The 16,228-nt window shown below is 33.7% G+C and carries 8 protein-coding genes; 3 read left to right on the top strand and 5 right to left on the bottom strand.

The genetic code is table 11. The annotated features are described in order from the left end of the window. Positions 1-95 precede the first annotated feature (95 nt). The 4 genes from VB776_RS17175 to VB776_RS17160 form a co-directional block, all read right to left on the bottom strand. Positions 96-1,064: a FecR family protein gene (locus VB776_RS17175; protein WP_323698103.1), complete on the bottom strand. Its 969-nt coding sequence runs from the start codon at positions 1,062-1,064 to the stop codon at positions 96-98. 177 nt (positions 1,065-1,241) lie between these two features. Further along, on the bottom strand, positions 1,242-1,790 hold the full coding sequence (locus VB776_RS17170) for an RNA polymerase sigma-70 factor (RefSeq protein WP_323698102.1): 549 nt from the start codon (positions 1,788-1,790) through the stop codon (positions 1,242-1,244). Positions 1,791-2,249: 459 nt separating this feature from the next. Beyond that, complete coding sequence (locus VB776_RS17165) at positions 2,250-3,020, bottom strand: response regulator (RefSeq protein ID WP_323698101.1); 771 nt, start codon at positions 3,018-3,020, stop codon at positions 2,250-2,252. Positions 3,021-3,038: 18 nt separating this feature from the next. Beyond that, entirely contained in the window at positions 3,039-6,098 is a 3,060-nt protein-coding gene (locus VB776_RS17160; protein ID WP_323698100.1) for a ligand-binding sensor domain-containing protein, read from the bottom strand. Positions 6,099-6,378: 280 nt separating this feature from the next. Between VB776_RS17160 and VB776_RS17155 the strand changes: the two genes are divergently transcribed. Next, entirely contained in the window at positions 6,379-8,826 is a 2,448-nt protein-coding gene (locus VB776_RS17155) for a glutaminase family protein (protein ID WP_323698099.1), read from the top strand. A 103-nt stretch (positions 8,827-8,929) separates the two neighbouring features. Here VB776_RS17155 and VB776_RS17150 read toward each other — a convergent pair whose 3' ends face one another. Continuing rightward, complete coding sequence (locus VB776_RS17150) at positions 8,930-9,988, bottom strand: glycoside hydrolase family 76 protein (protein WP_323698098.1); 1,059 nt, start codon at positions 9,986-9,988, stop codon at positions 8,930-8,932. A gap of 542 nt (positions 9,989-10,530) precedes the next feature. Here VB776_RS17150 and VB776_RS17145 point away from each other — a divergent pair. After that, positions 10,531-14,358, top strand: a complete 3,828-nt coding sequence (locus VB776_RS17145; RefSeq protein ID WP_323698097.1) for a PAS domain S-box protein — start codon at positions 10,531-10,533, stop codon at positions 14,356-14,358. 270 nt (positions 14,359-14,628) lie between these two features. Next, positions 14,629-16,215, top strand: a complete 1,587-nt coding sequence (locus VB776_RS17140) for a glycoside hydrolase family 32 protein (RefSeq protein ID WP_323698096.1) — start codon at positions 14,629-14,631, stop codon at positions 16,213-16,215. Positions 16,216-16,228 lie beyond the last annotated feature (13 nt).

The following is a 16,228-nucleotide window of genomic DNA, read 5'->3' as shown; positions in this document are numbered from 1 at the left end:
GATTGCCCCTACAAGAAATTATTAGTTTAAATAAAGTTTTGAGCATCAATTGAATTTTTTGTACAGTATTAATCCATAACTCAAAATTCAAAACTCTACCTGCATCCTTCAGCTTTCAGCCATACGTTGTTATTTTCTATTTCAAAAGTGCCATTCAAGGTTTGGCAAAGTACTTCAAAGGTTTTTACTAAAGACTGATCTGTAAAATCTGCTGTAATCAAACAGTTGGCTACTGTATTGTCAGTCAGTTTTACATTTACATCGAATTTTGCTTCAATCTTTTTGATGATTTCACTCATTTTGGCATCTTCAAAATTCATGTTGTATTCAGTATTTGCCAAATATTCTTCTTTTTGTACGTTTGTTTGTGCTTTAATTTCCTTTTCAGCAGGCATACAAATAGCTTTTTCCGAAGGCAGTATCAACAATTGCTTATTCGTATTAGGTAATGAAACCGTTACTTTCCCTGTAAAAACTACGACTTCGATATGCTTACCGATGGGTCTGATGTTAAAACTTGTTCCCAACACACGAGTATCCATATTTCCTGAATGAACGATGAAAGGATGCTGTGCATCTTTGGCTACTTCAAATAGTGCTTCACCGCTTAAACTTACTTCACGAGTGGCTTGGTCAAAATGTTCTGGATAAGTCAAAGTACTTTTTCCTTTCAACCAAATAATACTGCCGTCGGGAAGCATTACTTTTTTGGTTTGTCCTTCCGACGAAGCCTGCAATGTTTCATTTTCCCAATCAAATACGTCATAAGCAAGTACTAATGAAAATGCCAAACCAATAAAAATTGCTAAAACTGCTGCTATTTTAATATAAGCAGCCCGATTAAAAAGCCTTACCGCTTCTTTGGGTAAAGGCTTAATTTCTTCCTTAATTTTGGCAAACATTCTTTGCTTGATTGCCAATTTTTCTTCTTCATTAATTTCCTCAAAGGCGTTTCTCTCAATCGCTAAAGAATTCATCCATTCTTCAACGATTAATTTTTCTGCTGGCGTACAGTTGCCTTGTTGGTACTTGTCAATAAGTACTATAAGTTTTGAATCTTTCATTGCTGTTTTTAAAAATGAGTAGATAAAATAATATTTTGGAAGATTCATGAATGCCCAAATATTATTTTATGTATCCTCTTATAGTGAAGTAAATGCAAAGGCGAAATACACCTATCTCAAAATGAAAATATTTAATATTTTTTTAAAATAGGCTTAATACAGCCTCAAAATCAGCTTTTAGCTAATAAATAATTCAAAAAAAAGACTGAATACTAGAAAATCTCCCAAGGAGCTACGAAGATGTTTAAGTGCTTTTGTGAGATGATTTTCGACGGTTTTATGAGAAATGTTTAATTGAAGTGCAATTTCTTGGATACTTAGATGATGAATTCTACTGAGCCGAAATACTTCTTGACATTTTTCTGGAAGTTCTTCTATGCTTTTTTCTAGCATCATTTTCAAATCATTCAATGCCATTTGTTCGTTGGTAGAATCATCAAAAAGAGCATCTCTGAAATGGTTAAAACTATCAATATAGCTATTCCGTACTTGTGTTGATTTCATGAAATTCAACATTTGGTACTTCACTGCTTGGAAAAGATAACCTGAAAGTGAGCTGGTAATTTGAAGGTTTTCACGATTTGCCCAAAGTGAAACAAAAATATCTTGGATGATTTCTTCGCAAGCTTCTTTTTCTCTTAGTCGATTGTAGGCAAAAGCATATAATTTAGCCCAGTACTTTTCATACATTTCATCAAAAGCTAAAGTATCGCCTTGCTGTATCAAAGCAAATAATTCTTGGTCGGTATGTAATATCGTTTTATTTATCGCTTTAGGGTTATATTTTTTTCAAGCTCGATTTTATGAAATTACAAAAAATATGAGGATTTTCAATCTGAATCATAAAGCTACAAACATCTTATTTAGGATTGATATTTTTTTCAAAAAATGTATAAATGCAACCGATTTTTAATAAAAAAACAAAAAAATATCAAATTATAAATCTTTTCGCAAGTTTATTGCTTTTGATTAACATAAAAACAGTCAAAAAATAACAAAAAACAAACCTGCTATTTTTATTATGAGGCTTTCATTAGAATACATAATCTACAAAAACTATAGGCAAAATTACAAAATACTCTCAATAGAGCAATCATAATCCTGTTTTTTACAGGATTAATTGCTCAAGCGACAAGAAAAGCTATTGATTTTGAGAGAATAAATGGAATGAAAAATGAAGCAATTTTACTTCTTTTCTAACTGTTTAGAATTCATGTATTCGGTAGGCGTAACATTGAATTGCTTCTGGAAATTACGGGCAAAATTACTTTGTGAGCTAAAGCCAACCATATAAGAAACCTCGAAAATACGGTGATTTCCTTGTGCTAATAATTCAGCGGCTTTTTTCAATCGAGTAATGTTAATGAGTTCGATGGGTGTAAGTACAGAAATGGCTTTAATTTTTCTATAAAGCGTAATGCGGCTCATGTTCATGATTTCTGCCAATTTTTCTACATCCAAATCTGTATCTTCAATGTTTTTGTTGATTGTATCATGAAGCGTTTCCAAGAATAATTCATCTGCCCTTGAATGTGCCATACTTTTGATATGAATCAAGGGTGAATTGGCGAAATATTCTCGAATAATATTTCTATTATTCAGCAAACTGGCAATTTGTGCTTGGAGATATTCTTTAGAAAATGGTTTTTCGATATAGGCGTCGGCACCCAGTTCCAAACCTTCTACTTTGGCTTGAATGGCATTTTTGGCAGTCAATAAAATTACTGGGATATGGGAAAACTCAAAGTTTGATTTAATTTTTTTACACAATTCAAACCCATCCATTACGGGCATCATCACATCGCTGATAATTAATTGTACGGCTTCTCTTTCCAAAATTTTCAAAGCTTCTGCACCATCTTCTGCTTTCAGAATGGTGTATTTACTTTTGAGCATTCTTTCCAAGAATTCCAAAATTTCGTCATTATCATCTACTAATAATACGACGGGTTGCATATCGTTTGTCATTAATTTTTAAGCGTTATTGGTTCTTTCAAGTGGCAATTGCAATACAAAAACAATTGAGCCGTCGGCTGTTTCTTTCAAAAATAAATCGCCATGAAGTAATTCTGTCAGCGACCTCGCCAAAGCCAAGCCAATGCCAGTACCTTCTTGTTTAGATTCTTTGAGGCGATAAAAAGGTTCGAAAATCTTTTCTTTCATCTCAAAAGGAATACTCAACCCATCATTTTCGAATTCAATAGTGATATAATTTGCATTTTCCACTAATGGTAAAAGGCGAATCGCTACTTTCTTTTGAGCAAATTTGATGGCATTGCTGAAAAGATTACTGAAAATTTTATTTAAAGCTTCTTCATCGACCAAAACAAAAATATCATTTGGCGGATAATCAATGCTGTAGGCTATTTTCCGTTTTTTTGTCAGCAAAGTAAAATTGCTATAAGAATCTTTGAGCATTTCGGTGATATTTACTCGGATAAAATCTACCGTAAAACTTTTGGTTTCTACTTTTCTAAAATCCAGAATTTGAGTCACCAAAGCGATTAAGCGATTGGTGTTTCTTTCCATCATCACTACGTCTTCTTTAATGTCTGGATTTTCTTCTACTTGTTCTAAAAGATTCTCTACTGGTCCTTTTATCAAAGTAAGTGGCGTTCTGATTTCATGGGCTAAATTGGTAAAAAAGTCAATTTTAGCTTCATAGATTTCCTTTGCTTTTTTATCTTCAATGATGATTAAATAAGTTCTCAATAAATAGTAAATCAGTGATATAGAAATAATGCCATAACACAAATAAGCCCAAATTGTAGCCCACCAAGGCGGTAAAATGTTGATTATCAAAAGCTTTTCTTCTTTACTCCAATTCCCATTGATATAAGCCTTTAAATGGAAAGTATATTTTCGGGGTGCAAGATTGGTAAAATATACTTTACGATTGGGTTTGATGGCTGTCCATTCTTTATCCAAACCTTTCATAAAATAGCTGTACTCTGTCATTTCTGGTGAAATATAACTCAGTGCGGCAAATTCAATATTGAAAGACGATTTATCGTAAGGCAAAGTAATTTCATTGGTATAAATAATCGACTTTTTCAACAGCGAATGCTGACTATCAATTTCCTGTTCTTTGTTTTCTACACTAAAACCTGTGATATAAATCGGTGCCGAACTGGATGTTTTTACAATTTCATTCGAATTGAAAGTAATCATTCCTTTTACGCTACCAAAATACATTTTGCCATTGGCATCTTGGTAGCCAGAATTATAATTAAACTGGTCGGTTAACAAACCATTGTCTTTGGTATAAGTAACCATTTCTTTGGTTTTGGGATTGTAATTTACAAGACCTTTAGAAGTAGAAATCCACAAATTATGCTGTTTGTCTTCCAGCACTTTAAAGACAAAATTGCTGGGTAAGCCTTCATTAGTAGTAATACTTGTCATTACTTTACGGTCTTTACTCAGTTTGCAGAGCCCGCCACCTTCTGTAGAAAACCAAAGACATTGCTGGCTATCTTCGTAGATAGCATTAATATCAATGTTGGTTAGGCTAACTTTACTATTTTTATGATGCTTGATATGTCCTTTTTCTTTGGTAATAGGATTGAAATAATAAACTCCACCATGCGAACCCGCCCATATAATATGTTGATAGTCTTCTACAATACTTGAAATCCAAGTACTATTTGGTATAGAATTAATTGCTTCAAAGCCATCGATATTTGGTTTGTACTTGTACATTCCATCGGCACTTCCAACATAAATATCGCCCGATTTGGTTTTTAAAAAACTGACGATAAAACTATGTCGAAAATTATTTTTACCAGTACCAGCATTATAATGGCGACGTACTTTACCTGTTTTAATATCAAGTACGTCTAAACCATGTTCAAAAGTACCTATCCAAATATCATCTCCAGCTGCCAACAAACCGTGAATATTAGAGTAAGAAATACTTGTTTTTTCACCTGTTGGTAAAAATTGAGTAATTGCTCCTGTTTTTGGATTGAGCTTATTTAAGCCAGCGTCTTCTGTGCCAATCCAAATATTTCCGTAACGATCTTCGCAAATTTCTCTCACAGCATTTCCGCTGATTGATTTTTTAGAATTATCTGCAAAATACTTTTGAAACAGGGCATTCTTCCTCGAATAATAATTAATTCCACCAAAATAAGTACCTACCCACATTCCACCTTCTTTGTCTTTACAAAGCGAATAGACGGCATTATCTGATAAAGAGAATGGGTCTAAAAATTTCTTCTTGAGGTTTGTTAACTGATTTGTCTGCGTATCTAAAATAAAAATGCCCGATTCTGTAGCAAACCATAATTCATGCTCAGTATATTGCTTAATATCACGAACGTGTACTTTTGTTTTATCAGGATTGATACTCAGAACATCAACGTATGTAGCCGACGGAACGTCAAAACGCTTAATTCCTTGACTTGCCGTACCGATATACAAAGTATTCTTGTCTGAAAAATACATTGTATGGATCCAATTTGAAGATTCTTTTGGCGAGTGTCCGAAAACATCATAAGTACTAAAAGTCCCCGTTCGCTCATTAAATTTTTTTAGTAAACCATTATTCGTGGATGCCCAGAGATTGCCTTCTTTATCTACTGTTAAGGATGTTGCTTCAAAGAAATCGTAGGTTGGAAAAGCCGTTAGTCGTTTTTTTTCAAAATTATATCGGCAAAGTGTTTGTCTGGAAATAAACCAAAGTTGATTTTTCCCATCTTGTTCAATACCGTTGATTTCATCTACAGATTCAGATTTGATAAATCGAATCAATTGCTCTTTTTCACTATCAAAATAATACAGACCTTTTGTATTTCCAGTCCATAAAACTCCCCGATGGTCGGTTTTCAAGCAATGAACTAAATCAGGATTAAAAGTTTGTTTACCTTCGGTAGTTTTGAAGGTTTTGAAATGATAGCCATCAAAACGATTTACACCATCTTTAGTTCCGAACCAAAGAAAGCCATTTTTGTCTTGTACGCTACAATAAACAGTATTGTTTGAAAGCCCATTTTCTACTTGATAATGCCTAAAAAAGTAAGATTGCGCCATGCTTTTGTACATACAAAAAGATAAAAACAAGATGACGCTAAGCCGAATGATGATATGTTGTTGTTTTTTCAAAAATATAAAGCGAATCTGAGAATGAATTGTCTGTTTTCTGAGGATAAAGTTATGAAATAATAATTCAAACCTTATAAAATGAAACATTATGAAGAAATATTGATACTTATTGAATTAAGTGTCTAAAAATGAAAGTCTAATTTTGTGTCCATCTCTTCAATCATTGTTGTATTGATGCCAACGATATTATTTTTCCAATCATTTTAAGATGAAAAAACTGATTTTATTAGGCTTAATTTTGTGCAAAACAGCCTTCACATTTGCGCAAAGTACGAAAGCCCCAGCTTATCCACTAATTACACATGACCCATATTTCAGTATTTGGTCGAATAGCGACAATTTGAATGCTTCGCCTACTAAACATTGGACAGGTACAGACCATTCTTTAATTGGAATGTTGAAAGTTGATGGACAAACCTACCGCTTTTTAGGAGCACCAATTACCAATTATAAAAGTATTTTGCCAGCAGGTGATGAAGTAAACTATGCTGCAAAATATACTGAAACTATACCTTCAGCAGATTGGATGAATCCAAACTTCGATGATAAACAATGGAAAAGTGGAGCAGCACCTTTTGGTAATCAACGTGGTGTTTCAAAAACTTTATGGTTGACAAATGATATTTGGGTTCGTCAAGAATTCACCCTTGATAACCTAAATTTCAAAGAACCGATTTTAAAATTACAACACGACGACGATGTAAAAGTATATCTGAACGGTGATTTGATTTACACCGCAGGTTGTTGTGCTGGAAAATTCCTTTACTTACCGATGTCCAATGAGATGAAAAGTAAGCTCAAAAAAGGTAAAAACGTTTTAGCAATTCACGTAAAAAACACTGGAGGAGAAGCCCTACTAGATTTTGGAATTGTGGAAAAAGCAATCAATCCTGCTGAAACTTCAATTCAATTGGCAACACAAAAAAGTGTGAAACTAAATGCTACCCAAACCATTTATGAGTTTACTTGTGGCAAAACTGACCTTACTCTTACCTTTACTTCGCCATTATTAATTAATGAACTTGATATTTTAGCTAGACCAGTTTCTTACATCAGTGCCAAAGTAAAAGCGAATGATGGTCAACAACATAATGTACAATTGTACTTGGGTGCTTCAACAGATATTGCGACAAACACTTCTGCACAAGTTGTTAAGGCTGAAAAATACACTAGCAATAATCTTAATATTTTAAAAGCTGGAACGGAAGAACAAGCCATTTTAAAGAAAAGAGGCGATGACCTTCGTATCGACTGGGGTTATATGTATGTAGCTACCAAAACGGGTGCGAATGTAAAACAATCAATTAGCAGTACGCCTGTTAATCCATTTCAATCAACTGGAACGGAAGTTTCATCAGGTAAGCGATTGGTGTTGAATACAATCGTTGATATGGGTAAAATTACTTCTTCACAAAAAGAACAAGTAATCATGTTGGGTTATGACGATTTGTATGCCATCCAATATTTTGGACAAAATCTTCGTCCTTGGTGGAATAACAATGGTACAACAAGTATCGAAAGTCAGTTAGATTTAGCTTCAAAAGAGTATGCTTCAATCATCAAAAAATGTGAAGTAATAAACGAAACCATTTATAATGATGCTTTGAAAGCTGGCGGTGAAAAATACGCTAAATTATGCGAATTGGCTTATCGTCAAAGTATTTCGGCACATAAATTATTGAAAAGTCCAACAGGAGAAACGTTGTTTTTATCAAAGGAAAATTTCAGTAATGGCTCTATCAATACGGTGGACGTTACTTATCCTTCTGCTCCGCTTTTCTTGGCTTATAATCCAGAATTGATGAAAGGAATGTTGAACGGAATTTTCTATTACAGCGAAAGTGGTAAGTGGGCAAAACCATTCCCAGCACATGATTTAGGTACTTATCCATTAGCCAACGGACAAACTTATGGCGAAGACATGCCCGTAGAAGAATGTGGAAACATGATGATTTTAGCCGCTGCTATTTGTAAAGCTGAAGGCAATAACGATTATGCCAAAAAACATTGGGAAGTGATGAAAATTTGGGCTGATTTCTTAACTAAAGAAGGTTTTGACCCAGCGAATCAATTATGTACAGATGATTTTGCGGGACATTTAGCACGTAATATCAACCTTTCTGCCAAGGCAATTGTAGCACTTGAAACGTTCACACAATTAGCCAAAGAAATGGGCGAAACAGCTACTTTCCAAAAATATGATGCCATTACGAAAGGTTTTGTAGCGAAGTGGATGGAAATGGCAAAAGATGGCGACCACTATGCTTTGACTTTCGATAAAAAAGGAACTTGGAGTCAGAAATATAATTTGGTTTGGGATAAAGTATTGAATTTGAATTACTTCCCGAAAGAAGTTTTCGATACAGAAGTAAAGTACTATTTAACCAAGCAAAATGAATTTGGTTTGCCACTTGATAGCCGAGCGACTTACACAAAATCTGACTGGGTAATTTGGACATCAGTATTGGCAAATGACTACAAAGATTTTGAAGCTTTGGTTAATCCTATGTTTGAATATGCCATCAAAACAAATTCAAGAGTACCCATTAGCGACTGGCACGAAACTAAAACTGGTAAAATGGTAGGTTTTCAGGCGAGAAGTGTTGTTGGCGGTTATTATATGAAAGTATTAGAACAAAAATTGAAAAATAAATAGAACGCAATCAGTTAATTATCCATTTACTATTATCCAATTTAGCAATGACAATACATAAAAAATGGAGCAATTTGCTCCATTTTTTATGTACAGCCCAAATAATTTACTTACTTTCCGAAAGTCTCAATAAAATCTCAATCATTCCCGCTTGATTGACCAAATTGACGACTTTGTTTTTCCCCATTATTCCTTGTGAATTCAAGTCGTTTGTTAAAGCAAAGTCTGTACAAGTTTTAAAAGCATTCAGGTATTTTTCATCTTTATCGTATTGGTAAAGATGTTTAAATGCTCTCAGCATCACTGCATTAAACCAATAATCATCTTTGAATTTTGCTTTGGCATAAAAGGTTTTTAAAGATGATTCCGCAATGATTTTTGCTTCTATCAAGTATTTTTTATCTTTCGTGATTTCATATAAATAAACATTACTTTGAAGCATCGCACCTGTATTATAAGTATAAGCGTGCTTATCAATGGCATCGGTTTTGATAATGACATTATCATAAAAAATACCTTCTGGCGAACGAAGCCTTTTGTTTGCCCATTCATAAAGGTTTACTGCTGACTTCAAATACTTTTTGTCTTTCGTAGCCTTGTACAATTGCAAAGCCAAAATAATTCCCGGCGCATTTGAACATGTATTTTTAGTGATTTTATCTACTTCACGCCAGTAAAGTCCGCCACCAGCGGCTTCGTCGTAGCCCGTCATCATAAAATCATAAATCATTACTGAGGTTTTCAAATAATCTTTTCTTTTTGTTCTTTCGTAAGCATCCATTAGGGCAATTCCAATCCATTGGTTATCATCATAATAACGGTCGCCACCGCCCAATTTCACCAAGTAAGAATCGTAGCCGCCGATCGAATTCTTTTCAGAATAATAGGCATTGATAACTTTCATTACATCAGTCATATAATCTTTTTTAGGTTGTGCTTTTTCTAATTCATTCACTACTTGAATCATGCAGCACAAACCCCATAAATGCGAAAACTTTCGTTCAAGGGTATCGACATCCGTATAAAGTTTAGCGTTTTTGTCATAGAATCGCTCTTGCACTTTTTCATATAAACTGAGTGCTTCTTTTTGATATTTTTGACTGTAAGCGATTTGATTAATCAATAATAAAGTGATGATAATAGTAAAGTGTTGTTTGATTTTCATCGTTTTTTTGTTTAGCGTAAATTAATTCTGCATTCCGAAAAAAGGTTTCATTCAAGTATTGTTTGGCTGTAAATAGTTGATAAATCCTTATTAGCCCTTGAGTACCTATCATCTGAGCAATACCCTTTTGTCAGTAAAAAACGCTCAAAAAGAATCAATGATTGAGGAATAATGAAGCTAAATCTCATGAAAAAAAGGCGCGCGTTTTCTAAGAAAAATGTAGTATCAACCATGTGTAAAGTTCAAAAAACGAAGATTAAATACTTTGGTGATATGTTTCATATTTTATTCAAAATAAATCAAACTAGATAAATTCAATTATTTGTTTAACTTAATAACGATTTGTTTCTATAATTTCCCTTTTAAAAACCTTTTTAGCGGAAATATCCTTAGTAATTTTCCGATTAAGATTTTTCGAAACAATCACGTACATTTGGTATTGGAGTACTCATAAATTGAAACAAACATGAAAAATGGCTAGTTTATTCAAAAAATGAGTACACAATCCTAACGGTTTTTAATTGATTTAAAAATTCATCAACATGAATCTAGCATTCCCTAATCATATATTTAAAGTACTTCCATCGCCATGCTTGTTATTATCAATAGAAGACTTTAAAATCATCGACTTTAATGATGCTTATTTAAGAATCTGTGCTTTAGATAATATTGATTTAATCGGGAAAAGCATTTTTGAGATACAAGAAACACAAGATGAGTTACTCTCATCACTTAGGATTTCTTTAGAGAAAGTGCTACAGTACAAAATTCCTGATACAATTCCTGTTTCACCAACCACGGTATTAAGCAATGAAAACCAATATTGGGAAATAACACATACTCCTATTTTGGAAGGGGAAAAAGTAAGCCTGATTATGCAGACGCTTTTGGATGTTAGCGAGCGTATTTTGCTTAAACAACAATTAGAAGAAGCGAAAGAAACCATTATCAAAGGAAGTGAATTACTGGAAAAAGCAGAAGTCATCTCAAAATTTGGAACTTGGGAATTGGATTTTAAAACCAATAAACTATACTGGTCAGACGGCGTTTATAGAATTTGTGGTTATGAGCCTCAAGCTTTTGAAGTAACTTTTGAAAGAGGTTTGGGTGTAATTCATCCAGAAGATAGAACAATGGCTATTGCTGCAATGGAAAGTACCATGCAAACGGGAAAGGAATACAGAGTTGAAAAAAGATTTCTCCTTGAAGACCAAAGTATTAAACACATTATTTCTAGAGGAAGCTTGGTTAAAGATGAAGAGGGCAATCCAATAAAATTATTTGGTGTTTTTCAAGATGTTACCGACGAAAAGCTCCAACAAATTGCTCTTCAAAAAACAAAAGAAAAGCTTCATAAAATCATGCAATCTTCTTTGGATATGATTTGTACCATTGATACAGAAGGACGATTTGTACAAGTAAGTGATGCTTCTTACAAAATTTTGGGTTATAAACCCGAAGAATTGATTGGGGAACATTTTATCAATTATGTACATCCAGAAGATTGTAATCGAACAATAGAAAGAGAAAGCCAAATAAGAAATGGCGTAGAAACAACAAGTTTTCAGAACAGATATATTCATAAAGAAGGCTGGATAGTGCCAATTACATGGTCAAGTACTTGGGACGAAATCGACCAACTCTTTTACAGTGTTGCACAAGATGCTACTGAAAAAAAAGCCAATGAATTAGCTTTGGTAGAGTTGGTGAAACAATACAAGTACCTTTTCGAAAATAATCCTGCACCCATGTTTATTTGGGATTTCAAAACACTTGAGATTGTAGATTGTAACGAAGTAGCTCAGACTAAATATGGTTATACACGAGAAGAATTTTTGGCTTTAACCATCTTAGATTTAAGACCAGCCTCTGAAATTCCAGAGATTTTTGAGGTCATCCATAGCGAAGAAAACTACAATAGACTTTACAAAAAAACACGAATTCATCAGACTAAAAATGGCGAACTTATTAAAGTTGAAGGCTTAGGACATTTGATGAACTATCAAGGAAGACGAGTAGTTTTAGTACAAATAAATGATGTTACTGAAAAAGAGAAAGTTTTACAAGAATTAAAAGATAGTGAAATAAAACTTCGTACAGCTACCAATATTGCCAAATTGGGTTATTGGCAAGCCAATATTCAAGAAAAAAACCTGTATTGGTCGAATGAAGTATATGTTATTTGGGGACTTGACAAACGATCATTTAATCTTACTTATGAATCGTTCTTACTTACTTTAAAAGCGAAAGACAGAGAAAATTACATTAAGCAGCACGCCATTACGTTGGATGGTGGAAAAGACATTGACATTGAATACAACATAGTTTTACCAGATGGTTCGAGTAAATGGATTCATGAAATTGGGAAACTCATCAAAGATGAAGCGGGAACTCCACTCTTTTTGGAAGGAACAGTGCAGGATATTACCGAATATCAAAATACTCAAATCGCATTAAAAGAAAGAAATAAGTTTATCGAAACAACACTCGAAAACCTTCCGATAGGTATCGCTGTCAATAAAATTAATGAAGGAACAGCCACCTTGATGAACAAAAAATTCAGTGAAATTTATGGATGGACAAATGAAGACATTTTAGATGTTAATTCTTTTTTTGGAAAAATATATCCTGACGAAGCTTATCGAAAAGAAATAAGCGAACGCATCATGACGGATATTTTAAGTGGAGATGAGAGTAGAATGAATTGGGAGGGAATAACCATCACCACCAAAACAGGAGAAAAACGTATTGTAAATGCCAAAAATATTCCGATTCCTGAACAAAACTTGATGATTTCTACCGTGGTAGATGTTACCGACAAAGTAGAAGCCCAAAAGTCTGTTATTGAAAGTAATGAAAGATACCAATTCGCATCAAAAGCAACTTCTGATGCTATATGGGATTGGAATTTAGAAAATAATGCTATTCTTTGGGGAGAAGGTTATTTTAATATGTTTGGTCACAGACACGAATCTCCTTCTACTATTTTAGATTCTTGGACTTGCTATCTTCATCCAGATGATAAAGAAAGAGTCATTAAAAGTATCAATGTTTCTATTCAAGGAACAGAGAGCAATTGGTACGATGAATATCGTTTTAAAAAGGCTGATGGCAAATATGCACATGTAATTGATAAAGGTTTTGTCATCAGAAATGAACAAGGGAAAGGGATTAGAATGGTCGGTGCGATACAGGATATTACCTTACAAAAGGAAAGAGAACGCCAATTAAAATTGTTAGAATCGGTAGTAGTTAATACAAATGATGCCGTATTAATCACAGAAGCCGAACCTTTTGATGAACCCGGACCAAGAATTTTATATGCCAACGAAGCTTTTACTAGCATGACTGGCTATACTGCCGAAGAAGTAATCGGAAAAACGCCTCGTATTTTACAAGGTCCAAAATCAGATAAAGCAGAATTGGCTCGTTTAAGTAAATCTTTGCGTAAATGGGAATCATGTGAAATTACAACCATCAATTATAAGAAAAATGGAGAAGAATTTTGGATAAACTTCACCGTAATTCCTGTGGCTGACGAAACTGGCTGGTTTACGCATTGGATTGCCATTGAAAGAGACGTTACAGAAATGAAATTGGCTGAAGAAGCCCAAAGACAATTAAAAGCATTAGAACTTTCTTTGGAAAAAGAACGTGAAATGAACATCCTAAAAAATCGTTTCACTGCACTTGCTTCCCATGAATTCAGAACGCCAATTGCTACCATCGTAAGCAGTATTGATATTCTGGATATTTATGTAAACATGATTGAGGATGAAACTCTTAAAGAAAAAACTAAACAGCATTTAAGCAAAATTATTTTTCAGTCAAATCGTCTTACAGAAATGTTAAGAGATATTCTTTTACTTGAAAAAACAAGCGTGAATCACGAAGAATACAGTGTTGAATCCATTGATATTATTCAACTAATTCATCATGTAAATAATCAATATTATATTGACAGAAAAGACGGTAGAAGCTTAGAGTTAATATTACCTGAAAAACACAGATTGATTACTTCTAATACTTCATTTTTGAATCATATCATCAGTAATTTGGTGAATAATGCTTTTAAATATTCGCCGAATGCCAAAAACCCAAGTTTAGAATTAGTTTTTGCTCAAGATACTTTCAAGCTTATCATTACTGATTATGGAATTGGAATTCCTGTGGCAGATCAAGAACATCTATTTGAACTGTTTTTCAGAGCCAATAATGTACTACAAATTGAAGGCACGGGCTTGGGACTAACCATTACCAAAGAATTTACGAATATTCTAGGAGGGCAAATTTCATTTATCAGTACTGAAGGAAAAGGCACTTCTTTTACCTTAACCTTTCCTTACGATGTTCAAACAAAAGCTTGTTAAGCTGTAAAAGGAAGCGAATCAAAGACAAGAGTTTTGTGAATGTAACATAAGTTGTATTTTGGTAACATTTTTAATACTTCAATGCTTTATAAAATAGGTAAATAATTGAAATACAGACATTTAATACTTGTATCAAAATTGGAATATTTGGAAAGATTAGTACATCATTTAAAAAATATCTACAAGTAATTTTGAATCACAGAAAAGCATAAAGGTAACTTTTTTGCATTCACTCACTATTTAAATGATGGAAAAATGATTTACATTAAAATGGCTAAACACATAATGTTGCTTTGCATAGCCCTTGTATTGTTTTTGAAAATAGAAGGTTTCGGACAGCATCATGAAACATCAAAATTATACCAAGAACAACATAGACCTCAATTCCATTTTTCACCTGCCAAAGGTTGGATGAATGACCCTAACGGAATGTTCTTTTACAAAGGGGAATATCATTTATTCTATCAACATTATCCAGATAAAACAATTTGGGGACCAATGCACTGGGGACACGCTGTCAGTAAAAATTTAACACATTGGGAAAATCTACCTATTGCCCTTTATCCTGATAGTTTGGGTTATATTTTTTCTGGAAGTGCCGTGGTTGACTGGAAGAATACAAGTGGTTTTGGCATTAATAATCAACCGCCATTAGTCGCTATTTTTACTTATCATAATATGGAAGGTGAAAAGGCAGGTAGAGGCGATTTTGAAACTCAGGGCATTGCTTACAGTAATGATAAAGGACGTACTTGGACAAAATTCTCAGGAAATCCAGTTGTAAAAAATACTGGAACACGTGATTTTAGAGACCCAAAAGTAATTTGGGATGAAGCCCACAAGCAATGGGTAATGTCACTTGCGGTACAAGATCATCATGAATTTTGGGTTTCAAAAAACTTAAAAGAATGGGAAAATTCAGGAAATTTTGGGAAAGAATGGGGTAATCATGGTGGCGTTTGGGAATGTGCAGATATGTTTCCATTAAAAGATGGTAATGTTACAAAATGGGTTTTGATTGTCAACATTAATCCGGGCGGACCAAATGGTGGTTCAGGAACACAATACTTTGTGGGAGATTTTGATGGAAAAACGTTTATACTTGACGAAGCCCTTAAACCTTTTGTAAAAAATGGAAATGGACTTTGGTTAGACTACGGCAAAGATAATTATGCAGGCGTAACGTGGTCAGATATTCCAAAAGCTGATGGCAGAAGAATTTTAATCGGTTGGATGAGTAACTGGCAATATGCCAATATTGTTCCAACTGGCGTATGGAGAAGTGCCGCTACACTTCCAAGAGTATTAAGCTTAAAATCAACCAGTCAAGGTTATAGAGTATCTGTTAATCCTGTTAAGGAACTTCAAGCTTTGAGAAATCCTGCTAAAAAAGCATTACAATTAAGCAATTTAAACATTGCGAGTTCGCTAGATGTAGCTTCAAAATTGAACTTTAAGCCTACTTTATCTGAGTTGGAACTATCTTTTGAAAAACCACAAAAAGGAAAAGTTGAGATAGAAATATCAAACAGCAAAGGTGAGAAATATATCATTGGTTACGACAGTGAAAATAATACTTTCTTTAGCGATAGAACCAAATCTGGGAAAGTAGATTTTTCTGATACTTTTGCTGAAAAAGTACATCTTGCACCAAGATTAGCAAGTGACAAAATCATCAAATTACACGTTTATTTCGACGTATCTTCAGCTGAGTTATTTGCTGATAATGGTGAAACTGTAATTACCGATATTTTCTTTCCGAATGAAGATTATACAAAAATGAAAATCAATACTTCTGAAAAAAACTTCAAAATAAAGACCTTAAAAGTCTGGAATTTGAAAAGTACTTGGAAGTAAGATTCCATTAATG

Source organism: Arcicella gelida (genome assembly GCF_034931025.1).
In the GTDB taxonomy this organism is placed as follows: Bacteria; Bacteroidota; Bacteroidia; order Cytophagales; family Spirosomataceae; genus Arcicella; species Arcicella gelida.
Note: the sequence above shows the minus strand (reverse complement) of the source record. Positions and strands in the feature narration are given on the sequence as shown.